The 26,697-nt window shown below is 45.9% G+C and carries 17 protein-coding genes and 1 pseudogene; 8 read left to right on the top strand and 10 right to left on the bottom strand.

Translation table 11 applies throughout. The features are described from left to right. Positions 1–161: 161 nt before the first annotated feature. Entirely contained in the window at positions 162–1,535 is a 1,374-nt protein-coding gene (locus KTR07_RS11540) for an aminopeptidase P family protein (protein ID WP_008765166.1), read from the bottom strand. Between the two features lie 138 nt (positions 1,536–1,673). Here KTR07_RS11540 and rpoN point away from each other — a divergent pair, with 138 nt between their 5' ends. From rpoN to KTR07_RS11515, 5 genes are all read left to right on the top strand, one after another. Then, positions 1,674–3,158 carry an RNA polymerase factor sigma-54 gene (rpoN, locus tag KTR07_RS11535; protein ID WP_008763601.1) on the top strand — a complete coding sequence of 495 codons (1,485 nt, stop codon included), beginning with the start codon at positions 1,674–1,676 and terminating at the stop codon, positions 3,156–3,158. Positions 3,159–3,198: 40 nt separating this feature from the next. Then, on the top strand, positions 3,199–3,870 hold the full coding sequence (locus KTR07_RS11530) for a hypothetical protein (protein ID WP_008763602.1): 672 nt from the start codon (positions 3,199–3,201) through the stop codon (positions 3,868–3,870). A 30-nt stretch (positions 3,871–3,900) separates the two neighbouring features. Continuing rightward, positions 3,901–4,281: a glycine cleavage system protein GcvH gene (gene gcvH / locus KTR07_RS11525; RefSeq protein ID WP_008765165.1), complete on the top strand. Its 381-nt coding sequence runs from the start codon at positions 3,901–3,903 to the stop codon at positions 4,279–4,281. Positions 4,282–4,368: 87 nt separating this feature from the next. After that, the gene (gene purE, locus KTR07_RS11520) at positions 4,369–4,878 is read left to right on the top strand and encodes a 5-(carboxyamino)imidazole ribonucleotide mutase (RefSeq protein ID WP_048691998.1); all 510 of its coding nucleotides are present in this window, start codon (positions 4,369–4,371) and stop codon (positions 4,876–4,878) included. Positions 4,879–4,996: 118 nt separating this feature from the next. Next, entirely contained in the window at positions 4,997–6,838 is a 1,842-nt protein-coding gene (locus KTR07_RS11515; RefSeq protein WP_117981414.1) for a 4-hydroxy-3-methylbut-2-en-1-yl diphosphate synthase, read from the top strand. 631 nt (positions 6,839–7,469) lie between these two features. Here the strand turns inward: KTR07_RS11515 and KTR07_RS11510 are convergent. Continuing rightward, complete coding sequence (locus KTR07_RS11510) at positions 7,470–8,162, bottom strand: hypothetical protein (RefSeq protein ID WP_062695990.1); 693 nt, start codon at positions 8,160–8,162, stop codon at positions 7,470–7,472. Between the two features lie 506 nt (positions 8,163–8,668). Between KTR07_RS11510 and KTR07_RS28410 the strand changes: the two are divergent. Then, positions 8,669–8,758 (top strand): annotated as a pseudogene (locus KTR07_RS28410) (N-acetyltransferase); the annotation flags it as partial. Here KTR07_RS28410 and KTR07_RS11505 read toward each other — a convergent pair. Next, the gene (locus KTR07_RS11505) at positions 8,755–10,194 is read right to left on the bottom strand and encodes a Fic family protein (protein WP_117981415.1); all 1,440 of its coding nucleotides are present in this window, start codon (positions 10,192–10,194) and stop codon (positions 8,755–8,757) included. The pseudogene KTR07_RS28410 and the gene KTR07_RS11505 overlap by 4 nt on opposite strands. A gap of 176 nt (positions 10,195–10,370) precedes the next feature. Here KTR07_RS11505 and KTR07_RS11500 point away from each other — a divergent pair, with 176 nt between their 5' ends. Both KTR07_RS11500 and KTR07_RS11495 read left to right on the top strand, forming a co-directional pair. After that, positions 10,371–12,323 carry a heavy metal translocating P-type ATPase gene (locus KTR07_RS11500; RefSeq protein ID WP_032850776.1) on the top strand — a complete coding sequence of 651 codons (1,953 nt, stop codon included), beginning with the start codon at positions 10,371–10,373 and terminating at the stop codon, positions 12,321–12,323. A gap of 6 nt (positions 12,324–12,329) precedes the next feature. Continuing rightward, on the top strand, positions 12,330–12,749 hold the full coding sequence (locus tag KTR07_RS11495) for a Fur family transcriptional regulator (protein WP_008763608.1): 420 nt from the start codon (positions 12,330–12,332) through the stop codon (positions 12,747–12,749). A gap of 99 nt (positions 12,750–12,848) precedes the next feature. Here the strand turns inward: KTR07_RS11495 and KTR07_RS11490 are convergent, their stop codons facing one another. The 7 genes from KTR07_RS11490 to KTR07_RS11460 all read right to left on the bottom strand — a co-directional run bounded on the left by KTR07_RS11490 (position 12,849) and on the right by KTR07_RS11460 (position 26,697). Further along, positions 12,849–13,850: a malate dehydrogenase gene (locus KTR07_RS11490; protein WP_008763609.1), complete on the bottom strand. Its 1,002-nt coding sequence runs from the start codon at positions 13,848–13,850 to the stop codon at positions 12,849–12,851. A gap of 190 nt (positions 13,851–14,040) precedes the next feature. Then, positions 14,041–16,290, bottom strand: a complete 2,250-nt coding sequence (gene bglX / locus KTR07_RS11485) for a beta-glucosidase BglX (protein ID WP_055230009.1) — start codon at positions 16,288–16,290, stop codon at positions 14,041–14,043. A gap of 12 nt (positions 16,291–16,302) precedes the next feature. Continuing rightward, a complete protein-coding gene (locus KTR07_RS11480) occupies positions 16,303–17,397 on the bottom strand; it encodes a family 16 glycosylhydrolase (protein WP_371737209.1) in 1,095 nt (364 codons plus the stop codon). A gap of 21 nt (positions 17,398–17,418) precedes the next feature. After that, positions 17,419–18,798 carry a hypothetical protein gene (locus KTR07_RS11475; protein ID WP_117981418.1) on the bottom strand — a complete coding sequence of 460 codons (1,380 nt, stop codon included), beginning with the start codon at positions 18,796–18,798 and terminating at the stop codon, positions 17,419–17,421. 20 nt (positions 18,799–18,818) lie between these two features. Continuing rightward, positions 18,819–20,366 carry a RagB/SusD family nutrient uptake outer membrane protein gene (locus tag KTR07_RS11470; RefSeq protein ID WP_055230006.1) on the bottom strand — a complete coding sequence of 516 codons (1,548 nt, stop codon included), beginning with the start codon at positions 20,364–20,366 and terminating at the stop codon, positions 18,819–18,821. A 28-nt stretch (positions 20,367–20,394) separates the two neighbouring features. Next, positions 20,395–23,550 (bottom strand): TonB-dependent receptor, encoded by a 3,156-nt coding sequence (locus tag KTR07_RS11465; protein ID WP_061473120.1) that lies wholly within the window; start codon positions 23,548–23,550, stop codon positions 20,395–20,397. 261 nt (positions 23,551–23,811) lie between these two features. Beyond that, positions 23,812–26,697, bottom strand: a complete 2,886-nt coding sequence (locus KTR07_RS11460; protein WP_061473121.1) for a triple tyrosine motif-containing protein — start codon at positions 26,695–26,697, stop codon at positions 23,812–23,814.

The following is a 26,697-nucleotide window of genomic DNA, read 5'->3' as shown; positions in this document are numbered from 1 at the left end:
TGCAAATATAGTGCTTATTGTCTTGGATAGACATAAGAATTTTGACACTAATACTTAAAAATATGACCGTCCCCTTGAAATAATAAATGCCTATACTTGTTGTAGTACAGGCATTTATCGTTTTATGTGAATTCCGGTGCCATCTGTGAATAAAGCAGGGGTTATCTTAAAGCTTCCACTTCTTCGGGTGTCAGCGGAATTTTCTTGCCGAGTCGGCGGGCACCTGTCTCCGTGATGAGATAATCTTCTTCGTTGCGGATACCGCCGAAGTCTTTGTAAGTTTCCACTTTGTCGTAATTGATAAAATTGGTGAACTTCTTTTCTGCTTTCCACATATCAATCAGTTCGGGGATGAAGTAAATGCCCGGTTCTACGGTATGTACGAATCCCGGTTCCAGTGGAATGGCGAGGCGTTGCGACTTGCGTCCGAACTGCGTGCTCTTCGGCTGACCGTTGTATCCTACCCATATCTCACCCAGATTTTCCATATCGTGAACATCCAGTCCCATCATGTGTCCTAATCCGTGCGGATAGAACAGGGCATGCGCGCCTTCGCGGACAGCATCTTCCGTATTTCCTTTCATTAGTCCGAGAGTTTTCATGCCGTCTACCATGACGCGGGCGGACAATTCGTATACATCCATATAAGGAATGCCCGGACGAAGCGCCTTGACAGATTCCAGATGCATCGCATTCTGGATTTCGTAAACTTCGCGCTGGCGGGTTGTAAATTTCTTATCCGCAGGAATCGTGGACGACATATCGCCGGCATAACCCGACTCGACTTCCGCGCCTGCGTCAATCAGGAACAGATCGCCCGGTTTCACTTTATTCCCGTGATAATGGTTGTGCAGCGTCTGCCCGTTGATGGTGGCGATCGTTGCAAACGACAGTTCGCAGTTGTTGGACTCTGCCACGCGGTTCATTTCCGCTACTACTTCATATTCGTACATTCCCGGACGAAGCACCTTCATGGCGGTGATGTGCATATCGGCAGTCACGTCACAGGCTTTTTCTATTTCTACGATTTCTTCCGCCGACTTGTAGTTGCGCTGAGCTATGACGGCACGGATGAAAGGTACGGAACCTTCCTGACGTGCAGGCGGTATACCCAGCCAGTCCATCAGTTTCAGCTTATGTTCGGGGCGGTAGGGAGGAAGATAATGAATTGCTTTTCCACTCTGGACGCATTTGTGCAGATAGCCGACGATATCGGCGGAAGCCATCATTTCCCTGATGCCGACACGTTCGCATTTTTCGCGTAACGTAGGCTGTGAGCCCATCCATACGATGGCATCGATAGACAATTCGTCACCGAAAATAATTTCTTTGTCTTCGTCAATATCGATGATGGCCGAAAGTCCGGCACACGAAAGACCGAAATAATAAAGAAAAGTGGAGTCCTGACGATAACGGAACGTGTTATCCTCATAATTCAGCCCGCACTCGTCATTTCCCAGAAATAACAAAACTCCGGAGCCTAAATTCTTTTTCAGCAGGGCTCTGCGCTGCATATACGTCTCTTTGGCAAACATACTGTCCTAATTTTTAAGTTCGTGCAACAAAGATAAAGAATTTTGTGTTATAGGATTAAAAATAATCCCACTAATCTGTGTAATCTCTCGTTAAAAAGTTACTTTTGTAGCGAGAAACAGTAGAAAGCAAAAACGAATATGGCACAAGGTTCCCGTCAAATACAATCGCAGGCGCAACAGCAGATACAAACGCTCTCGCCACAGCAGATTCTGGTCGTGAAGTTGTTGGAGCTTCCCGCAGTCGAGCTGGAAGACCGTATCCATGCTGAACTATTGGAAAATCCGGCGCTTGAAGAAGGCAAAGAAGACGCTGCCACAGATGAATATGCCGATGGCGTCAGTCCGGAAGAAGGCATGGATAACGATGCCAATGATTATGATTCTTTAAGTGATTATCTCACCGAAGACGATATCCCCGACTATAAATTGCAGGAAAACAACCGCTCGCGGGACGAGCAGGCGGAAGATATTCCTTTCTCCGACGCCACCTCTTTTTATGAAATCCTGAAAGAACAACTCCGTGAACGTAACCTGACCGAACACCAGTGCGAACTGGTGGAATATCTGATCGGTTCGCTGGACGATGACGGACTGCTCCGTAAATCGCTGGAAAGTATCTGTGACGAACTGGCTATCTACGCCGGTATCGAATCTACGGAAGAAGAACTGGAAGAGGCTCTGTGCATCCTGCAGGATTTTGACCCGGCAGGTATCGGAGCACGCAACCTTCAGGAATGTCTGATGATACAGATTCTGCGCAAGAAGAGCGAAGAGAAGAAGCCGTCACCGATATTGAACCTGGAAGAGCGCATCATCAGTGACTGTTATGAAGAATTTACCCGGAAGCACTGGGAGAAAATCATTAAGAAACTGGATGTCAGAGAAGAGACTTTCAATGAGGCGATTGCCGAAATAACCAAGTTGAATCCCCGTCCGGGTGCTTCGCTCGGAGAAACCATCGGAAGAAACCTTCAGCAGATTGTTCCCGATTTTCTGGTGGATACCTACGATGACGGAACGATTAACGTAAGCCTGAATAACCGCAATGTTCCCGAACTCCGGATGAGCCGCGACTTTACCGAGATGGTGGAGGAGCATACCAAAAATAAGGCGAACCAGTCCAAAGAGTCGAAAGAAGCCATGATGTTCCTGAAACAGAAGATGGATGCGGCACAAGGATTTATCGATGCGGTGAAGCAGCGGCAGAATACATTGATGACTACCATGCAGGCGATTATCGACTTGCAGCGTCCTTTCTTCCTCGAAGGCGACGAGTCATTGCTGAAACCGATGATTCTCAAAGATGTGGCAGAACGTACCGGACTGGATATCTCTACGATTTCCCGTGTCAGTAACAGCAAATACGTACAGACCAACTTCGGCATCTATCCGCTTAAATTCTTCTTCAGCGATGGCTATACGACGGAAGACGGAGAGGAAATGTCCGTACGCGAGATACGTAAGATTCTGAAAGAATGCATTGACGGAGAAGACAAAAAGAAACCGCTGACAGATGACGAACTGGCGGATATCCTGAAGGAAAAAGGCTATCCTATCGCCCGCCGTACGGTGGCGAAATACCGTCAGCAGTTGAATATACCGGTGGCAAGACTGAGAAAGTGAGTTTAAAGTATTAACTATAAAGTATTAAGTATTAGTGCTGATGGATAAAGAAAAAGAGCATATCATAGCGGATAAAACAATGTTGCGGGTGGCACGGATCACCTCCATCGTGTTTACTCCATTTTCTATACCGTTTCTGGCGTTTCTGGTGTTATTCCTGTTTTCTTATCTCCGTATCATGCCGATACTTTATAAGGGAATTGTGTTGGGAATCGTTTACTGCTTCACCATACTGACGCCCACTATCACCATTTTCCTGTTCCGGAAGATCAACGGGTTTGCCCGTCAGGAACTGAGTGAGCGTAAGAAACGTTATGTACCTATCCTGCTGACTATCATTTCGTATGTGTTCTGCCTGCTGATGATGCGGAAACTGAATATTCCCTGGTATATGACCGGAATCATTTTTGTTTCCCTGGTGATATCGATCATCTGCATTCTGGTCAATCTGAAATGGAAACTGAGCGAACACATGGCGGGGATGGGCGGTATTATCGGGGGACTGGTTTCGTTCAGTGCGCTGTTCAGCTATAATCCGGTAGTGTGGTTGTGCCTGTTTATTCTGATTGCAGGCATATTGGGCTCGGCGCGGATTGTGCTGGGGCATCACACCTTGGGCGAGGTCCTTTCCGGTTTTGTAGTCGGGCTGGTCTGCTCTTTTTTGATACTCCATCCGGCGTACAACCTTATATTCAGAGTATTTTTATTTTAAAAACAATATAAATCCTAAAAACTAATTATTATGAACTTTCCACAGAACTTGAAGTACACGAATGAACACGAGTGGATTCGCGTAGAAGGAGACATCGCTTACGTAGGTATCACAGATTACGCACAGGAACAATTGGGCGATATTGTATTCGTTGATATTCCTACCGTAGGAGAAACGTTGGAAGCCGGAGAAACTTTCGGAACGATTGAAGTGGTAAAGACCATTTCCGATCTTTTCTTACCGTTGGCAGGCGAGATACTCGAACAGAACGAAGCTTTGGAAGAAAATCCGGAGCTGGTAAACAAAGACCCTTACGGCGAAGGCTGGCTGATCAAGATGAAGCCTGCTGATGCCAGTGCTGCGGAAGACCTGCTCGATGCCGAAGCATACAAGGCGGTAGTGAACGGCTGAATTTGAATAAACAGTACTTCTGCCTCTCCCCATAGGGGGAGGTGGTAGGTAAATGAATGTATGTAATAACTTTTAGATTAGATGAAAATGACTCCAATTGTAAGTATCATCATGGGTAGCACGTCCGACCTTCCTGTTATGGAGAAGGCTGCGCAACTGCTGAATGATATGCATGTACCGTTCGAAATGAACGCCCTTTCTGCTCACCGCACGCCGGAGGCTGTGGAAGAGTTTGCCCAAAATGCCCGTAGCCGTGGCATTAAAGTAATCATCGCTGCTGCCGGAATGGCTGCCGCCCTTCCGGGTGTCATCGCAGCCAACACAACGCTTCCGGTGATCGGAGTACCTGTAAAAGGCTCTGTGCTCGACGGTGTAGACGCTCTGTACTCCATCATTCAGATGCCTCCGGGCATTCCTGTGGCTACGGTTGCTATCAATGGAGCGATGAATGCGGCTATCCTTGCCATTCAGATGCTTGCATTGAGCGATGCCGCATTGGCTGAGGCTTTTGCTGCTTACAAAGAAGGACTGAAAAAGAAAATCGTAAAGGCAAACGAAGAACTGAAAGAAGTGAAGTTCGAATATAAAACTAATTAATTGACAATTGACAATTGACAATTGACAATGGGCTGGCGCTGTGGGTGCTTTGTTGAGCTTGTTGTTGATTCTCGATTCTCAATTGTCAATTGTCAACTGTCAATTGTCAATTGAAAAGATGGATTTATTCAATTACTTTCGAAGAGAAACATCCGAAGTAAATATTGGGGCTGTACCTTTGGGCGGCCCCAATCCTATTCGTATCCAGTCGATGACGAACACGTCCACTATGGATACAGAAGCTTGTGTGGAACAAGCCAAACGCATCGTCGATGCCGGCGGCGAGTATGTACGACTGACCACGCAGGGCGTCAAGGAAGCGGAAAATCTGATGAATATCAATATCGGGCTACGAAGTCAGGGATATATGGTTCCGTTGGTGGCCGATGTGCATTTTAATCCGAAAGTGGCCGATGTAGCAGCTCAATATGCAGAAAAGGTACGGATCAATCCGGGCAACTATGTAGATGCAGCGCGTACTTTTAAGAAACTGGAATATACCGACGAGGAGTATGCGCAGGAGATACAGAAGATTCACGACCGCTTTGTGCCGTTTCTGAATATCTGTAAGGAGAATCATACGGCTATCCGCATCGGAGTCAATCACGGTTCCCTATCCGACCGTATCATGTCCCGCTACGGAGACACTCCCGAAGGGATGGTGGAATCCTGCATGGAATTCCTGCGTATTTGTGTGGCGGAACATTTCACGGATGTGGTGATTTCGATCAAGGCTTCCAATACGGTGGTGATGGTGAAGACCGTCCGCTTGCTTGTTGCCGTGATGGAACAGGAGGGAATGTCATTTCCCCTGCATCTTGGAGTGACGGAGGCCGGAGACGGAGAAGACGGACGTATAAAATCTGCCTTGGGCATCGGTGCGCTGCTTTGTGACGGATTGGGAGATACGATTCGTGTGTCGCTTAGTGAGGCTCCCGAAGCGGAAATTCCCGTAGCGCGCAAGCTGGTGGATTATGTTCTGTTGAGGCAGGATCATCCCTATATCCCGGGTATGGAGGCACCGGAATTTAATTATCTTTCTCCTTCGCGCCGCAAGACGCGGGCAGTGCGGAATATCGGGGGCGAACATCTCCCTGTCGTTATTGCCGACCGCATGGATGGGAAGACGGAAGTCAATCCGCAGTTTACTCCGGATTATATCTATGCCGGAAGAACGTTGCCCGAACAGCGGGAAGAAGGAGTGGAATATATCCTTGATGCCGATGTATGGGAAGGGGAGGCCGGAACATGGCCTGCTTTCAATCATGCGCAGTTGCCGTTGATGGGCGAGTGCGGTGCAGAACTGAAATTCCTGTTTATGCCTTACATGGCGCAAACGGATGAAGTGATTGCCTGTCTTAAGGTGCATCCCGAAGTTGTGGTTATTTCTCAGAGCAATCATCCGAACCGCTTGGGCGAGCACCGTGCATTGGTGCATCAACTCATGACGGAAGGTCTGGAGAATCCGGTTGTTTTCTTCCAGCATTATGCGGAGGACGAGGCGGAAGATTTGCAGATTAAGTCCGCCGTTGATATGGGAGCATTGATTTTTGACGGTTTATGTGACGGGATTTTCCTGTTCAATCAAGGAAGTCTGAGTCATGCGGTAGTAGATGCTACTGCCTTCGGTATCTTGCAGGCAGGACGCACCCGTACTTCTAAAACGGAATATATTTCTTGTCCGGGCTGCGGTCGTACGCTTTATGATCTGGAAAAGACAATTGCGCGTATCAAGGCGGCTACCTCACATCTGAAAGGCTTGAAAATCGGCATCATGGGATGTATCGTCAACGGTCCCGGTGAGATGGCGGATGCCGACTACGGCTATGTAGGTGCCGGACGCGGAAAAATCAGCCTTTATAAAGGTAAAGTTTGTGTAGAGAAGAACATACCCGAAGAAGAGGCGGTGGAACGGTTGCTGGAATTTATCCGCAATGACCGGAAAGAACTGGAACTTTAATCAGTAATACTTTTAAATAGTTAAGACAGGAGTTGTTTTAAGTTTGCTTAAGGCAACTCCTGTCTTTTATTATAGTATACACAAACATTTATCCGTACAAGGGGAAGATAACCACCTGGGATTAATAGTAGGAGAACCGTTCATTAGGCTATTATGTAGGTTAGATTAATGTATTTCGTCAGTAAGAAGAAGTCATTTCACATACATGGGCCCATCAGTCCACGTACGTGGTCTATTGGGGTCATGTACGTGAACCGAACGGTCCACGTACGTGAAACGAATACATGAAACGTACTAAATATATTAGTCAAACCTTGTTAGCTTGTTAAGGTTACTATGCTATGGCTTAATGCAGGCGGCATAGATGAAGCTATATATGGCATAAACAACGCACATTCACGCTGAAAATGGAGTTTTTAACACATGCTGCCAATGCTTCTGAATAGTCTGTTTTATAGTTGTTAATCAGCGTGTTAATCCTGTTTCTTATTAAAAGCAGGTGATAATAGAAACCAGAAAAAGTTCTATTATCACCTTATTATCACCACCTATTATCACCATTACTGCCTTAATAATAAGGAACTTATCCTTTAAAAGTGACAAGTGACAATAACAAAGTGTTTTATTAACTCTAGTGAGAAACGGTTGGAAGCCTAAGGGCATTTTTCAACCATTGCATACAGCGCATGACGAAAGATTCGTGATGCAGGTTTTGGGTTTGTTCTTCTATCTGTATTTCCATCTTTCGCTGCAATTCTTCCAGCAATGCTTTTCTTGTTTTCCGTATTATTTCCTGTTCTTTTTCATGTGTTATTTCTTGTTCGTCCTTCGAATGCCTTTTCTGATTATCCCGAAGCATGTCAAGTTGGTCGTGCAATATTTTGTTTTTCAACTGCAACCTTTGGCATAATTCATCATAATCCCGTATTTTATGTTCTAATATATCCCGTTCCATTTTTAGCCGGAGATTGACAGACTCTTTGGCTGTAAACGCTCCGTTATTAATCTTGCGTCGCAATTCGCATACGATAGAACGGAATTCTATTGCTATTTCTTCCGGTGTTTGCTTGTGAAAGTCAGCCAGACGTTTTAGCTTGTGTCCTTTTACGATGGAGCAGAAGATGCTACGCTTTTTGTTATCCATAATTTGCAGTGCCAATGCTTTAACGACTATCGGGTAGAGGTTGAAACATTCGCTCTGCAAGCGGATGTAGAATTCTGCTTCTTCATATTTGAGCATCTCGTTCCTGATAGCTTTATCCATATTCCGGATGAGCTTTTCGTGATTGGTTCTTTTAAGTGCCAGTGTTTCTTCTAAATCCATATCGCTTTCGTTGTTTTGATTGTCTTCTAAAAACGACTGGGCGTCCATGCACTCTCCCTAAAAAAAGGATGTGGGGTTGGGGTAAAAAAGGAAAGGCACGGACGCTGTTGTCGTTTCACTATTCGACTGAGGTGTTGGCTAGACCCTTTAGTGATAGTGATTAACAACAGACATCCATGCCAATTTTATATATAGGGATGCTATATAACAATCAGCATGGAATATCTGTTGCATCACTTCTCACTAAATTCAAGTAGCCAACTTTCAGTGCGAAGAAGTAATACGTTTATATTCCAATATTTATAAAAAACATCTTTCCCCTACATTCACGTCACGCTGACGGGGAGAAAGGTGTATGCAAAGATAAGTGTTTATTCTGAAATCTCAACGAAAAGCGGGGATTTCTTCACATACGACTATCTCCATGCCACGATAGACGACCACTATTTTGTGGAGCGTCGTTGTGCCGATAGCTTTTTGTACTGTTTCGCTGGCGGCATAGCTGAATCGGATTCAAGCAAGTATCCTGCTTCGAGAAGGAAAAATTAAAGTTTGGCCGTTGGCTGGATGTGGTGGATTATGAGTTATTGATTTAGTTTTCTGGTGACTTATCATTCATTTTTTCTTCAAGTAGTTTGAGTAGTTCGTTGCAAGCAGTATCCATGTATTCTTTGCCTTCTTCTGCCAAAACATCCGGATTATAAGGCAGTTTCACAGAATTGGGAATGATATCACAGCTTACTTCACATCCATCTGACAAGTATTGAATATAAATACAGAATGGGAAATCAAAAGTATTATCGCCTGCATATCGGCAATGATTAAAATGAAAAGTTACTGCATCATATTTTAGCTTAAAGTAGTCAACCAGAGATTTCTTGGATAAACGTATGATATCCTCTACAAAGCCATACTCTTTTGACTTAGTATATAAAATGTGTGACTGGATAATTGGCTCATCAGGATTGGGTGTATTTATTTTTCTAGCCATGTTCCAAGTGGGAGTGTTGGTTATAAATGTTCTGTCAAATAGCTTTTGGAGTCCACTGATCTTTTGCTCCACATAAACGGCCAATTCAAAAAAAGCACTTCTTGCCTGTTCTACGGAACGGCTGCTTTTTTCGATAGCCTTATCTGAGTATCTACGCTGTAACATCGCTATTTTCTTTTCGAAATCACCTTCTTCCTCTATGCTTTCTCCCTTGGCGGCTTTGATTGCGAGTGTCAGACTGCGTATCAAGCAACTGCTCAAATAGTTGACGAATGGTAATATATCATTTAAAGTGGCATTAGCACCATCTGAAGGGGTTAATCCTGCTTCTACATCACATTGATGGAGGATGTTCAGATAGTTGGATTTATCTTCGGAGTGAATAACGATCATCGGATATCCATAACGGTGCAGCACAAAGTTTACTAATAAACGGGCAATGCGTCCGTTGCCATCTTCGAAGGGATGAATGCGGATATAACGGTAATGAAGCAACGCAGCCAATTCAACAGGAGTCAGTATTCCTTTGTCTGCTTCCAGGTTGTACCAGTCTACCAAACTCGTCATAAATGCCGGAGTTTCTTCGGGCGAAGCATAACTGAAAACTTCTCCTGTTGCGGTCAGTACGGAATTGGGGCGTGATTTATATTCGCCTACTTTTATCTGCATACGGATGTCTTGTCCGTCGGGTGTTTTGGCGTTCTTCCAATAGTCCTGCACAAGGATGGTACGGTTCAACTCGCGAATAAAACTTTCAGTCAGCGGACGTTCTTTGTCTTGCGCCTCTTGCTTTATCATTTCCAGTCCTACGTTGTGAGCTTTCATCTCTTCATAATCTTTCAAGCTGGCATTACCCGAAGTTTCACCGAACATTAATAATAGTTTTGTTTGTCCGTATGTCAGTGTATTTCCTTCCAAGTGGTTAGAGTTATAATTAAACTCTAACTTGAATTTATCATTCCAACGTTTCAGGTCCTCAGGCTTAAGAGGCTGAAGCGATTTCCATTCGCTATATAATTGTTTTATATTACTTATTCCCATTTATATATGTGGGGCTGTGCCCATTTTTTTGTTTAGATACAAAAATAGGAAACTTTCTTTATATGCCAATCCCTTGAACGATATTTATTTGGAGATTGGCTATGGCATCTTCTTTTGCAACTTTGTTGCACGAATCATTCGCTACCTTTGCAGCAGATAAAAAAGAAAGAATGATTATGGGACATTGTAGTTGTTGCGCACATACACACGAATGTGCACCCGAAAAACATATTGAAAAGAAAGAATCAATATTCGCTGAATATTGGAAAGTGGGACTTTCATTTATCCTGTTGATAAGTGGAATCATCATGAACGCTCTGGAGTTACCTTTCTTCCGTGAAGGATATTTCTCTCTGATATGGTATGTCGTGGCTTATCTTCCGGTCGGCCTGCCCGTTATGAAAGAGGCTTGGGAGAGTATGAAGGATAAGGACTATTTCAGTGAGTTTACGCTGATGTTTGTAGCTACGCTTGGAGCGTTTTATATCGGTGAATATCCGGAGGGAGTAGCGGTGATGTTGTTTTACTCCGTCGGAGAACTGTTTCAGGAAAAGGCTGTTGATAAGGCGAAGCGTAATATCGGAGCTCTGCTGGATGTCCGTCCGGAAGAAGCGGCAGTAGTCAGAGATGGACGTGTCATTATTGAGAATCCTCAAAACGTAAAAGTAGGAGAAACAATTGAAATAAAGACAGGAGGAAGAGTTCCTTTGGATGGAATGATGCTCAATGAGGTAGCTGCTTTCAATACGGCGGCATTGACAGGTGAGAGTGTGCCCCGAAGTATCCGGATGGGTGAGGAAGTACTTGCCGGAATGATTGTTACCGATAAAGTAATCCGTATCAAGGTGATCAGACCTTTTGATAAAAGTGCTCTTGCCCGTATTCTGGAACTTGTTCAGAATGCCTCCGAACGCAAAGCACCGGCAGAACTGTTTATCCGTAAATTTGCCCGTGTTTATACTCCGATTGTGATAGGGCTGGCGGTTCTGATTGTTTTACTGCCGTTTATTTATTCCTTGATCACTCCCCAGTTCTTATTTACTTTTAATGACTGGCTGTACAGGGCTTTGGTCTTTCTTGTGATTTCATGCCCGTGCGCTTTGGTGGTCAGTATTCCGTTAGGATACTTCGGAGGCATCGGGGCAGCTTCCCGGTTGGGAATTTTATTTAAAGGTGGAAATTATCTGGATGCTGTTACGAAGATTAATACAGTCGTGTTTGATAAGACGGGAACCCTTACTAAAGGTACGTTTGAAGTGCAGTCTTGTAACTGTGAATCCGGTGTATCCGAAGAAGAATTAATCCGGATGATAGCCTCGGTAGAAAGCAGCAGTACACATCCCATTGCTAAGGCTGTGGTGAATTATGCCGGACGGCGGGATATCGAGCTTTCCTCTGTAACCGACAGTAAGGAGTATGCAGGTCTCGGACTGGAAGCTGCCGTAAATGGAATTCAGGTTTTGGCAGGTAATGGGCGTTTGCTTTCAAAATTTCAGATAGAATATCCGCCCGAACTTCTTTCCATTACAGATACGATCGTTGTCTGTGCGATAGGAAACAAGTATGCCGGTTATCTGCTATTATCCGACAGTCTGAAAGAGGATGCAAAGATCGCCATTCAGAACCTAAAAGCATTGGGAATTCAAAACATTCAGATATTATCCGGTGATAAACAAAGTATTGTTAGTAACTTTGCAGAGAAGCTGGGTATTTCGGAAGCCTATGGTGATCTGCTCCCCGATGGGAAAGTGAAGCATTTGGAAGAATTGCGCCAACATACGGAGAACCAGGTTGCCTTTGTGGGCGACGGCATGAATGATGCTCCGGTACTGGCTTTAAGTAATGTAGGTATTGCCATGGGCGGACTAGGCAGTGATGCGGCTATTGAAACGGCTGATGTGGTGATACAGACCGACCAGCCTTCCAAAGTGGCTGAAGCGATAAAGGTAGGAAAACTGACGCGAAGGATTGTATGGCAGAATATTTCACTGGCGTTTGGTGTGAAACTGCTGGTACTGATTTTGGGAGCCGGTGGACTGGCTACACTTTGGGAAGCTGTTTTCGCCGATGTTGGTGTAGCACTGATTGCTATCATGAATGCCGTAAGGATACAGAAAATGATAAAATAAAAGAATATGGAAGAAAAAGTTTATCTGGATAAGTTGGCAAAAAGAGACATCAAGCCGACGGCTATCAGACTTCTCATATTGAAAAGTATGATGGAAGCGGGGCGTGCCGTGTCTCAGCTTGATCTTGAAACGTTGCTGGATACGGTTGATAAATCGACTATATCCCGTACAATCACGCTTTTTTTGTCTCATCATCTGATACATAGCATAGACGACGGAAGCGGTTCGTGGAAGTATGCCGTTTGCGATGATTCCTGCAACTGTGTCCTGAAAGACTTGCATTCACATTTTTATTGCGAGAAATGCCATCGGACATTTTGTTTGGAAAAGATTCATATTCCGGTTATCGACTTACCGAAAGGATTCACTTTGCATAGTGTGAATTATGTAGTAAAGGGAGTGTGTGCGGAGTGCTCAAAAGTGTAGGATTAATTGCAGACAAGCAGTAATGGTAAAAGAAAAACACCGGAACTCGAACGGAAAAATATCGTTGAGTTCCGGTGTTTATTATATTAATGATACTGGTTAGTCAATATTGGGATTCAGAGAATGCCAGTCTTTGATTGCCGGGATGATACCCATTTCAATCACTTCATCGCGAAGTTTGCACAGATGTTCGTAGCTCTTTTCCAGTTCTTCTTGTTCGGAAGGAGATCCGGCCACTTCTTTGTAAGTAACGCCATCTTTTGTAATGGAAGTTTCCATAGCCATCATGATGTGGTCGAACTTACCATTGGAAACATAAGTACCGGCAGGCCAGCGGAACGGTTGTCCACCCATTGCGGCAGCGATCATTTCGATAGAAAGATAAGCCGGGCTTTGGAAAGAAGAACGGCCACGAAGATCGATGATATGTTTGCCACCCTGTATGACACGTACTTTTAATGCTTCCCATTCTGTCAGCGGAAGACGGGTAGTTCCGATGAAATCAGTCAGCGGTTCACCTTTTACTTTGGTAGTTGAGGCGAATACGGCCATCTGTTCTCCATGTCCGCCATACGTACGGCAGTTTTGAATGTCGGAAGCGGGAATATGGAAATATTTCACCAGTTCATTCTGCAGACGGGTACTGTCCAGTGCTGCCAGTGTAGAAACCTGAGATGGTTTCAGACCAGAATATAGCAGTGTGATCAATCCTGTGATATCAGCAGGGTTAAAGATGACAACGATATGTTTTACATTCGGACAGTATTGGCGGACATCTTTACCGAACTGAGCGGCAATTTCAGCATTTCCTTTCAACAAGTCTTCACGGGTCATGCCTGCTTTGCGGGCTGCACCACCGGAAGATACGATATAAGAGGCTCCTGTCAATGCTTCTTTGATATCGGAAGTATAAGTCAGATTCACGCCTTCGAAACCGCAGTGATATAATTCTTCTGCCACGCCTTCCAGAGCGGGTGCGAAAGGATCATATAGACAAATATTCGGAGTGAGTTTCATCATCATAGCTGTTTGAGCCATATTGGAGCCGATCATTCCGGCTGCTCCTACAATCGTAAGTTTCTCGTTGGTTAAAAATTCCATAATTATATATGTTTAAAGATGAATAATCTGTTCTTGCTTATTACCGCTACAAAGATAACGACTTAATCGGATGATTGTTCATTGAAAATAGTTTTGTTTGATAACAAAAAGTTATATTTATTCAAAGAGCAAGAGGGCCAGTTACGTGAACTGAACCCTCTCTTCCTCTTTTTACCCCTCGTGTAAACAATTAGTCTACCACTTTAAAAAGATTCTTTTCTCCTGACTGGCTGTCCGGTGCTACCCAGAGGGCGAAATCTCCCGGTTCTACCGTCTTTACCATATCGATATTCCAGAAAGCGAGTTCACTGATGGGAAGTTCGAAAGATACAGTTTTCTTCTCACCCGGTTTTAAAGTGACACGGGTGAAGTGTTTCAGTTCTTTTACCGGACGGGTGACGGAGCCTATCATGTCTTGTACGTACAGTTGGGCGACTTCCGTTCCTTCGTACTTGCCTGTATTTTCCAGATCGAAGGTGACTGTCAATACGTCGTCTTTCTTCAAATTGTCGGAAGACAATTTCACATTACCGTACTGGAAGGTAGTGTAAGACAGACCGTAACCGAATGGAAACAAAGGATCGAAACCTGCATCCATATAGAATGAGGTACAGCCGAGTGAAGTCTGACCTGCTTCGAGGGCAATGTCGTCTATCAGTACTTCGCTTCTCGTAGCGGGACGTCCCGTATTATTGTGAGCATAATAAACAGGAACCTGACCGACCATTTTGGGGAATGTGACAGGTGTCTTCCCGCTCGGAACAGCCTTTCCAAAAAGCAGGTCTGCCAAAGCAGGACCGCCCATGGTGCCCGGATGGAATGAATAGAGCAGGGCTGAAGAAAGTTCCGTTTCCTTTCCGATAGTCAGCGGACGTCCTGCCATGACAATCGTTACCACTGGTTTACCGGTTTTGGCAAGGGCGGAGATCAGTTCGCTTTGCGCGCCTTGCAGGTTCAGGTCTGCCAGGCAGTGCGCCTCACCGGAAAGGATGGCTTCTTCACCTACAAAAGCGAGTATGACGTCGGCACGTGCAGCGGCAGCAGCGGCTTTAGCCACACCTGCTATGTTTTTGTCACGGCTGTATGTCAGCCCGGGTTCATAAATGATTTGCACTTTGTCGTCTGCCAGTTCTTTGATTGCGGTCAGCGGAGTCACTGTATGGGATTTTTCGCCATCAAATACCCAGGTGCCCAACTGGTCGTATGGTGCGTTTGCCATTGGACCTACTATGGCGATTGTTTTTACAGAAGATTGTAGCGGAAGCGTTTCATGATCGTTCTTCAATAAGATAGCAGACTCTGTGGCTGCCTGTTTGGCGGCTTCCAGATGAGAAGGAGCGTATAGGACATTGGCTTTCTCATCCACGTAAGGGTTTTCAAACAGTCCCAGACGATATTTGATTCGAAGAATATTACGCACGGCGTTATCTATCTCCGCTTCTTTGACTTTGCCTTCTTTTATCAGCCCCGGCAGCTCCTTGACAAATGTGTTGCCCACCATTTCCATATCTACTCCGGCATTCACCGCTTTCATCGCTACCTCTTTAGAGTCAGCGGCAAAGCCGTGAGCGATCATTTCGGTAGAAGAAGCCCAGTCGGTAACCACCAGTCCGTCAAATCCCCATTCGGAACGGAGTACATCTTTCAGAATGAACGAATTGCCTGTGGAGGGTACTCCGTCATTATCGTTGAAGGAGGTCATGAATGTTGCTGCCCCTGCTTTGGAAGCGGCTTCGAACGGTGGAAGGTAGACGTTGCGTAAACGACGTTCCGGAATGAAGGTCGAATTGTAATCCCTTCCGCCTTCTGCCGCACCGTAGCCTACAAAGTGTTTCGGGCAGGAAGCAATCGAGGTAGGACTGTTCAGGGAGTCGCCTTGAAAACCTTTCACCATGGCTACTCCCATAACAGTAGTCAGATAGGTGTCTTCACCGCATCCTTCCGCCATACGTCCCCAACGAGGATCACGGGCGATGTCGATCATGGGAGCGAATGTCCAGCGGATACCTACGGATGAGGCTTCGATGGCCGCTACGCGTGCGCCGTCTTCAGCCACTTGCGGGTTGAACGATGCCGCCTGCCCCAACGGGATAGGGAAGATGGTTTTGAAACCATGAATAACGTCACGTGCCATCAGCAAAGGGATGCTGAGGCGGGACTCCTCGATGGCAACGCGTTGCAGCGCATTGATGCGTACCGGGTCTGTTTCATTCAATATAGAGCCGGCACCGCCTTGTTTTATCAATCCGCTCATGTCTTCAATATTGCCGTAAGAGGTGATTTGGTTCATCTGTCCCAGTTTCTCTTCCAGTGTCATTTTGGACAACAGAGCTTCTACTTTCTTCTCTATCGCTGTGTCGCCTTTGTCATTCGTCACTTGCGTACAGGAAACGAATGGCAGGAGGAAAAGGCACGCGGAGAAAATCTTTATTACTTTCATACCTATCAAATATTATTTTTTTTGAAATACACGTACATAGTCGATCTCGTAAGTTGCGGGAAGGGCCGACTCATCCACCCCTTGTGCACCACCCCAGTCTCCGCCCCATGCGAGATTCAGCTTCAGATAGAAAGGGGCGTTGAATGGCCAGGTGTTCCTGTTGTTGGCCTTGTCATTGTCGAAGCGGAAAAGTTGCTTTCCGTCCACGAAGGTGCGGATGAAGTCTTCCGTCCACTCCAAAGCATAGACATGAAACTCGGTCTGTGCGGTAGGCAGGAATGTCTCGCCGGTCTTTTGCGTACCGATGGAGTGGTGGTAGGCTTTACAATGGATCGCTGAGGACACGTAGTTCGCATTATAGCCTACTTCCTCCATGATATCAATTTCTCCGTCGTCCGGCCAGGCCGTATAGTTCTTCGGCATCATCCAGAAGGCGGGCCATGTTCCTTTTCCCGTGGGCAGTTTCAGACGGGCTTCAAAATAACCGTATTTCCAGCTCTCTTTGGTGTTCATACGGATGGAATAGACCGTTTCGCCTATCTTCTTGGCGATAATGCTGAGGATGCCGTCTTTTATGGCAGCGAGTTGTTCGTTGCCTTGATTGCCGGCTACATAATGCTGCAATTCATTATTTCCCCATCCGTTTCCTCCTGTTTCATAATACCATTGGGCGAGATCGGGTTGAGTCCCTTTGTTGAACTCTTCGTTCCACACCAGTCTGTATCCTTCGGGCACGGTAATGTCCGGATCGGCCGACGGTTCCGGTCGGGCTGCCTGTGTCACAGGGATGGAAGTGCGTGCGGCTCCGGCTTTCACCACTACCTTTCCCTCGCGGGACTGGTAGGTGGTGTTTGCTTTAACCGTGACTTCAACTGTTCCCTGGCTGCCGTTATCAGTTATCTTGCAACTGATCCAATCTTTGCAGGCGTCGTCGCTGAAAGCGGTCCACTCCAGTCCCGAGTTTATTGTGGCGCTGGTGACGAGACCTTCGTGAGTGGCTGAAAGCTGGGCGGGCGATACGTCGATTACGGCAACTTCTGTTTCTTCATTGTCACTGCCACAGGACAGAACGCTTAATAAACAGACGAAGATTGAAAGTATTGTCATTGGTTTCATGCTTTTGTTTGATCAATCTTTATGCTTTTGCAAAATGATGTCTTTGATTATTACTTCCGTATTGGCAGGATTGCCTCCGAAGTCAAACACCAGTTTCGCCTGGGTGATGTCTACTCCCTTGGCATTGATAACTTTGGCGGTTACATCTTCTCCCGCAGTGAGTTTTACATCTTCTAGCAGGAAAACAAAGATATTGTCATTATCTCCGCCTCCTACCTGAACGAGTTTGATGGTGGCGGAACTGATGTCGTTAGATGCGTTCAGTATCACACGGAAGTCATAGTTCTCCTCTGCCGAGGCGGTAAGTGCGTCACTGATGAAAGTAACTTGGTTCTGCCACTTTTCATTGGTTGCCGTGGGGAAGTTGAGTGTGTACGTTGCCCCGTCGATATTGAGTGCCGGGTTGGCAATCGGATTCCAACCGGGAGCATAATAAAATTCATTGGTGAATGTAACGCTGTGCCACAGGTTGTCTTCACTGTCTACCGCACTCCATGTCGGTTCCGGAGTCTCTTCTTGTTCGGGTACTATGGTTCCGTCATCGTTGGCGTGATCTTTCAGTACGATGCTTTCTATTGTCATCACTGTTCCTGCTGCATTGCCTCCAAAGTCGAAGACGAGGTTCAGGTTAGCGATGTCAAGCCCCGGCATATTGCTTTTCCAGAAACAGACCGGCTCGTTGGCAACCAGTGGCGTTTTGCCTTCGAAATAGTAGATTTTATCTTCTGTGGCATCAACCAGCTTCACCGTCACATTCGGATGGTCGATTGTAGAAGTCAGGATGACGGAGAAATCGTAATTCTTTCCGGCATCGGTTGCGATGTTCGTCTTTATCGGCATTTGTGCCTGCCAGGTCTCACTGGTTGCTTCGGGCAGTGTTACTGTGTATGTACCGTTAACCAGTGAGTAGGCCGGGTCCGCAATCGGACTCCATCCCGGTGCATACCAGAATGTTGGTTCACTGATTGTGGCAGTCCGCCATATATTGAAATTGCTTTCTGGGTCGAAGCCACCGAAGCCCGTCATGATGGTTTTGTCGATATGGAAGTTTCGGGTGATTGCTCTGTCGCTTACTCCATTCGAGTTGGCTATTTTCACTTCTACACTGTAATCACCGGCCTTGCGGTAATATTTCGTCATGTTGAATGAAGAAGAATAGTTTTTGCCGTCAATAATCCATATCGGCATTACTCCCTTTTGTCCCTGAAAAGAGAAAGTCACATAATTGGTTTCCTTATTCACGTCGATGCGGATACAGTCTTCGTAGTCCGATACCACCGGAATGCCGGCTTCGTTGGGTGATGTGAAGCTTTCGGGCGAGCAGGCCGTGATGTTAAGAATAAGGGTGAGCATCAGCAATGCTCCGCTGATTTGTTTATATATTTTTTTCATAATTCCTCTTTTTAAGTACATTAATAATTGTTCTGAACTAAGGTACCTTTGGCTGCGTCGATTTCTTTCTGTGGGATAGGCAGATATTTCTTGCTTGACGACCAGCTGTTTGTACGATAACCATACGCATCGGGAACCAATACACTGGCAGCTTTGCCTGTACGGATTAAATCCCAGTAACGTTTGCCTTCGCCCACGAATTCAAGATGACGTTCTTCGATAATGTTGTCGAGTGTAGGTTCTATTTCGGTTACCAGTCCGGCACGTTTGTGCACGAGGTTCAGATACTTCTTGGCATCACCCTGACCGGCGCCGCGTGTGATCAGTTCGGCAGCATTGAGCAGTGTTTCCGAGTAACGGTAAATGCGTAGATTGTTGTTCCAGTTCAGCTCCGAACTTGACTTCTGGTCTTTGTTGTTGCCGGTGATGGCAGCATATTTTTCAAGGAAGAAGCCGGTGTCCTGATAGCGTGTGGTGTATGACAGTTTATCGCCTGGGTGTTCCGCATTGTGAGCGTCAAGCACGGCTTGTGCATTCCAGCAAGTGGCGTTGCGGCGGGTGTCGTTATTGGAATAGCGCTCGTAGGTTTCTTTACGTACCGGGCAGAATCCCCAGCCACGGTCGTGATTGTCTGTTCCATTAGGCCAGATATACGGACTGATGAGTGTCGGCAGGGCAGTTCCTCCGGCAACGAGGGGACTTCCCCAGTCGCGTACGGCATTATCGTCTTTGTAATTGATCTCGAAGATGGATTCGATACTCCATTCACCGGTTTCCTTGAAAATATCGGTGTAGTCCGGCATCAGGTCATATTGAGGGCTGCTGATGATTTCTTCCATGTATTTTAAAGCGGTGGAATAGCGTGAATCGTCATTCTGATACATCACGATTTCGGCATAAAGCATATATACCATTGCTAAGGTTACACGACCATAGTTTTCGGAATCTTCTCTCATCGGGAGTACGTTGAGCTGAATTACTTCTTCAAGACTGGTGACCATCTTTTCATATAGCTGGTCGGCAGTCAGTTGCTCTGCAACATACGGAGCGGTCAGGTTCTTGTCGAAATAAGGAACATTGCCCCAGAATTTCCACACCCAGTTGTAGTAGAATACGCGCAGGGCGATGACCTGAGCTTCGTAATAGGCGCGATTGGCGTCGGTTACATCGGTTGCCCAGTCCAGATAGGTTATTACGTCGTTGCAACGCTTCACACCGCTATATGCACATTTCCACAGACCGTAGATCATATTGGTGGGAATGGCTTCAAAGTTCATCATCAAGTGCCACGGCTGGTTGTCGGTTTTACTGTCACCACCCACCCAAAGGTCGTCTGCCATGATATCGCTCATCAGATTGACAGGATTATATTCGTCGAATGCCCAGTCCGGCCAGTGCAAAGGGTCATAAGCAGCTACTACGGCTTCTTGAATGTGTTCGTCAGTGGTGAAGTAAGTGTCTATTGTTTCGTCCGTAGGAGATGAAACTTCCAGAAAGGAGTCAGCGCATCCGGTGGTTAGAAGAACGGATGCCATCAGGCATACTGCTATGTATTTATATTTTTTCATAACGTTTTATGTTTTTAGAATGAAAGGATCAGAAAGAAAGACTTGCGCCGATTGTCCATACTCTGGCTTGCGGATATACACCGTAGTCAATGCCAAGTGAAGTTCCGCCGGAAGAGATTTCGGGGTCGAAGCCGTGATATTTGGTGAAAGTAAACAGGTTCTCGGCTGCCACGTAGAAGCGTAGTGAAGAGATGAATACTTTCTGGGTCAGTGCGGCAGGCAGAGTATATCCCAACTGGATATTCTTCAGGCGCAGATAGCTGCCATCGTAGACGTAAAGGTCGGATGATTGCCAGTTTACGTTGTCACCTTGTACGAAGCGGGGGATACGGTTGGAGGTACCTTCACCTGTCCAGCGGTTCAGCATCCATGAGGGCAGGTTGCTGGTGGCGATGTCCGTACGGCGGGTTGCGTCGTAGATATCGTTTCCGGCAGTGCCTTGCCACATCATGTTCAGGTCGAAGTTTTTCCAGCTCACACCCAGATTGAAGCCGAATGTCCAGTCGGGCATACCTTTACCTATATCTGTACGGTCGTTCGCATCAATGATTCCGTTGCCGTCTACATCTACGAAGCGGACATCGCCCGGTACGGCTGTCGGTTGCAGTAATTCTCCCTTGTCGTTTTTGTAAGCCTTTACTTCGTCTGTGTTCTGGAAGATACCAGCTGTCTTATATCCGTAGAAGAAAGGGAAAGGTTTGCCGTTTTCGGCGCGGCTGATATCACCCGTTCCCTGGAAGGAGTCTAGGTTTTCCCAACCGGATTCGTTACCATATTCTATCAGTTTGTTCTTTAGGTAACTGGCGTTGGCGCTGACACGGAAGTTCCAGTCGCTGACGCGGAACTTATAGGCTGCTTCCAGTTCGATACCGCTGTTTTCCATTTTACCCACATTACCGATAGGTTTAGCTTCACCTACATAGAAAGGGATATTCATTTCCATCAGCATGCCGTTGGTTTTCTTCTTGTAATAGTCTGCTGTAAAGGTCAGGGCATTGTTGAAGAAACCAAAGTCCAAACCAAAGTCGAGTTGTTCGGACTCTTCCCATTTCAGGTCGGGATTGGCCAGCCCGCTGGCTTTCACGCCGTTGATTACGTTTTCGGATGAACCGAAGATAGCATTATTGCCGGGAGAAGTCAATACGGTATATTTGAAGTTACCGATATTTTCGTTACCATTCTTACCCCATGAAAGGCGGATTTTGGTGGTAGTCAGCCAGTTCGGGCGTTTGTTCATGAACTTTTCGTTGGTGAGGTTCCATCCCAAAGAGAAGGAGGGGAATACGGCATAGTGATTGTTGGGGCCGAAGCGGGAAGAACCGTCACGGCGTACGGTCACCTGCAACATATAGCGTTCGTCATAATTGTAGCTTGCACGTGCGAAGATTGAAGCCAGTGTGGCATCTACCGAAGGAGCACCTGCGGCGTCACGATCTGCATTGGCTGCCAGTCCGGTACTTGCGTCGATATAAGGACGGCTGTAATTGGTGATGTTATTGCGTGAACCGTACAGATAGGAGCCTGAACTCTTTTTGGCGGATTGACCCAGCAATACGGAGAAAGAGTGCTTGTCGATGCTCTTGTCATACATCAGCACGTTTTCCAGCTGCCATACGGTTCCGTCTTCTTTTCTTGAATAAGCGGAAGACTGGGTAGAAGATTCACCGCTTCGCAGATAATAAAGAGGTCTGTAACTATCGTATCCCCAAAAAGAGAGGTCGGCACCATAGGAAGTCTTGAATTTCAGGTTGTCCCATAATTGCAATTCTGCAGAGAAGTTAGCGACGAATTTATGACTCCAGTGTTTGTCGCCCGGCAAAGAAAGTTTGGCAATCGGGTTGGACATTTCACCGAATTCGCCCGGGATGCTGAAAAGTTTTCCGTTGCGTGGGTCATATACAGGCGTGTACTCTGCCGTTGTACCGTATTTGTCGAACTGGGCTTTTATCGCTTCTTCTGTTTCGTCGTACACGTTCAGTATGGGAGACAGGGCGAGTGCCGATCCCAATGGTGTGCCCCAGGTAGAGTTATCATCAAAATTCGTACTTTTAATGCGGGCATAAGAGAGGTTGGAAGTCACCTTCAGGCTGTTTAGCCAGTTACGTTCTTTCGATTCGTCGAAGAGGGTGTACTGTGTATTGCTGCGCAGTGTCAGACGTTCGTAGTTGGAACGGTCGAAGTTACCTCCCACGATACCGTCTTGTGTGTAGAAGCCCAGAGAAAAGAGGTAATTTACTTTTTCGCTCGCACCACTCACACTCACTTGGTGGTTCATCATCGGAGCATTGTTGTTAAATACTTCGTCTTGCCAATTAGTGCCTTGACCGTAAGAGTATGGGTCACTGAATTTTGGGGCGATACCTGCATTGATCGCACCTTCATTGATCATGAGTGCGTATTCCGAAGCATTCAGTACGTCCCGTTTTTTCCAGGCACTCTGCCAGCCGTACGAAAAGTCGTAAGTTACTTTCGTTTTGCCGATCTTGCCGGTTTTGGTGGTAACAAGGATAACACCGTTGGCGGCACGTGCACCGTAGACAGCTCCGGAAGCGGCATCTTTCAATACTTCGATAGAAGCGATATCATTCGGATTCAGGTAGTCCAGCCCACCTTCAAGCGGCATACCGTCTACAATGTAAAGAGGATCGGCGGCTCCGTTCTCGGTACGAATGGTACCTACCCCACGTACGCGGATTTGTGCAGCGGCACCCGGCTGACCGGAAGAGGATGTAACGGTAACACCGGAAGCTAAACCTTTCAGAGCATTGTCCATACGTACCGGGGCTGTGGAGGCCAGATCATCAGCGGATACTTTGGCGATAGAGGCCGTCACAACGCTTTTCTTCTGGACGCCATAACCCACTACTACCACTTCGTCCAATGTCTCGGAGTCTTCCTGTAGGACAATTTTAATATCTTTATGCCCTTTTACCGCAATTTCCTGTGACTTGAATCCTATATAAGAGATGGAAAGAATAGCGTCGGCGGGTGCCGATAATGTGAAAGTACCGTTGAAATCGGTGATTGTACCTGTGGAAGTATTCCCTTTCACAACCACATTTACTCCGGGCAGAGGTTCGTTGTCCGTACCACTTACCACCGTACCTTTTATCTGTATATTCTGTGCATATACAGCAGCTAAGGTGAAGCTTAATAGAAATAAAACTGATAATAACTTTTTCATGAGTTTTACTAAATTAAGATTAACTATACTCTTTTTATGTTCGCAACCGAACGATGCAAACATAAGGCTAAATGGTATACGGCTTGATAAATTATGTTATTCATAAATACGTCAAACCGGGAAAAAAAATACGCTATCAATACGTCATATTATAGTAACGTATTGATAACTAGATAATAAAGGGTACGTTTGTTTGATACGTCACAACAACAGATTCAGAAAAATAATCAGTTTCCGAATCTGTCGGGGCGACTATTTGTGTCAGAGGTAGTTGCTTAAGTAATCTGTCAAACTGTCTTCCCGTTCCAGACCGAACTTCTTGCGCAGACGATACCGGATCGTCTCTACCCCCCGGACGGAGATATTCAGAAGCGGTGCTATCTCTTTGGTAGAAAGGTTCATTTTCAGATAGGCGCACATCATGCGTTCATTGTTGGAGAGATCGGGGTGTTTGGCATGAAGCCTTTTCATGAAATTATTATGGATCAGGTCGAACTGGTCTTCGATTCGCTTTAATACCTCGTCGCTCTGGATATTGGAATCAATTTTGCTGTTGATCAGTATGAGCTGCTGTTTGCTTTCACGGGAGCCTTCGCCTTTCAACATGGCGGATACTTTGGCTATTTCTGACTTAATCTCGGTCAGCATCTCGTTCTTGCGTACGAAGTTTATCATCAGGTTGGCCATTTCCTGACTTTTGTGTTGCAGGTCATGCTCCAGCTTTTCTTTTTCCAGTTGCATGATCTGTTTTTCGTTCCGGGCTTTTTCTTCTTCGTATTCCTTTTCCATCTCAAACAGTTCTTTGTCTTTTTCTACAATGGCTTGTTGCTTTTTACGCTTCACACGCATATCGTCCCATCGATAAACACCCCACATACCGAAGAGAGCCAGAACGATGTAGCAGATGTAAGCCATTACGCTGCGATACCATGGCGGGAGTATGCGGAATGATATTTCATCGGAAGAGGAAGTGCCGTCGGGGAAAAGGGCTTTGATTTCAAATATATATTCGCCTTCGGGCAGATTACTGTATTCCTTGGTGCGTGCAACGGTGAAGTCCGACCATTCTCCTTTGTTCAGACGATAACGAAAATGGGTGTCGTCACTCAGAATTAAAGAAGAAAGCTCATATTCGAAACGGATGGAATTCAGTGCATAGTCGATAGACAGTGCAGGTTTTCGCTTTAGGAAATTGGCCGTATATACCAGTGAGTCTTTGGGATAAGACAGATACATATTCTTTATATATAAGGAGTGACTGCGGTCTTGTTGCTCTCTGACAGCAGGAATGCTGAAAAGGGCGAAACCGTCTTCGTTAGGAATAACCAGCAATGAATCGGATAGGGGAATGATGGCCTCGAAGTTGAGCACCGACTCTATCTTGGGTTGTCGGATAGGATTGATGCTGGTATTAGCCCCTTTCTTATAAGTTCCCAGATTGGCGATACATATTTCATAAGGGCTTAAGCTGATGAGATGGTCATTATATTCCAACAGACGTGAATAGGTTGCCGTACCGTTCAGAAGATTGTTCATATCCGGGTAGGGTTCCATGATATCTTTATGGATGTTGTGTTTATAGATGCCGGACGGTGTGGCAAAGTAGATACGACCTTTAATTTTTGCGGGGTATATATGATTTTTTGAAGGAAAGCCGTCTTTGGTATCATAATCTTTCACGCTGGTGACCTTTGTCAGATTTTCGGATAACTTGATATGGGTAATATGGTCTGTGTTATACATCCAGATAGTTCTTGCATCCTCTTGTTCGAAGAGACGGCTGGAATCGTTCAATCCTTCGATTTTGCAGACGACACGCCACTCTCCATCTGTTTTTTCCACTAGATAAATGCCGTTGTATACACCAATGTACATCAGGCCTTTACGATTCATGACCTGCTGACAGCACCATGCGCCGGTGATGTCCGTCACTCGTTTCATTCCGTTGTCCTGAATCAGGAAAATTCCCCGGTCGTGCAGGCAGAAAAGTTCGTCTCCTATATGGCAGAGGTTCCAGACCTGGCCGCTTGACTGCGGAACGGGACGGATATCGGGCAGGTTACCGTTCGATTGCACCGGATAGGAAGTGTAGTATAAACCACGGTTAGTACCTAAATAAAGAGAACCGTCTTTTACTGCTGCCGTATATCCCGCTCCATAAGAGTAGGGGTATGAATATAGATTCGTAAAAGGAGAAGTGAGGCAGACATAGTCAATGCCACTATCCAGTCCTGCCCAAAGATTGCCGAAAGTATCAAAAGCAACGGAAAGAACTGTGTTATTGTGAAGTCCGTTATTCTCATTGAAATATTTGAGCTTCATGGTTTTGCAGTCAATCAGTATCAGGCCTTTATGAATAGTACCCAATGCAATCTGGTCATTTTTTGCCGCCACGCAGAATACTTCATTTTCGCGCATGAAGTCTTCGGCACCGGTAACGAATGGTTCCATTGTGCGTCCGTCACAGTAAAACAATCCATTATAGGCGGTTACCACAAGTACGCCACTTTTATAAGGTATAATGCCACGAATGCGTTTTGATGCCAGGTCTTCCGCACCCTGTAACGGGAAAGGGGTATTGCCTACCAGTACCCATACTCCCCGGTCGGTTCCGATATACAAGATCCCCTTTATCATGCTCGAACAGTCAATCTTGGCATCCGTCTCGATGGCGGTATACTTACCGTTCAGATATTTCACTATGCGGCTGTCTCCCTGAAAGTACATGATATTATCTGCTTCGTGAATGTTCCATACATTGCCAAGATAGCGGCAATCATCTTTCAGCGTATCCGACATACAGTAATATTTTAAACTGCCGTCCCTGCCCGGTTCATAATAGCCGAACTCATTGATTCCTCCTGCATAAATCCGGTTATGAGCGGTAGATACCAAAACAGAACGCACATCTGAAGTATTGTTCAGCGGGAAAACGTTCCACGCATTGCCGTCGAATTGTAACATACCGTTCTTATTGGCAAAAAATACCCATTTATCATCGTAAGGTGCTATCTTCCATGTCTGAGCGCCTTTGCCATAGAGATTCTTATCGAAGTTGATAATGAAACTGTTCCAATTGGCGAAGGTTTCAATAAAAGGTAAAAAGGAAAATAAGAGAAACAGATTGCGTATCAGGTGTTTTTTCAT

This window comes from Bacteroides sp. MSK.20.82, from assembly GCF_019052485.1.
In the GTDB taxonomy this organism is placed as follows: Bacteria; Bacteroidota; Bacteroidia; order Bacteroidales; family Bacteroidaceae; genus Bacteroides; species Bacteroides thetaiotaomicron.
Note: the sequence above shows the minus strand (reverse complement) of the source record. Positions and strands in the feature narration are given on the sequence as shown.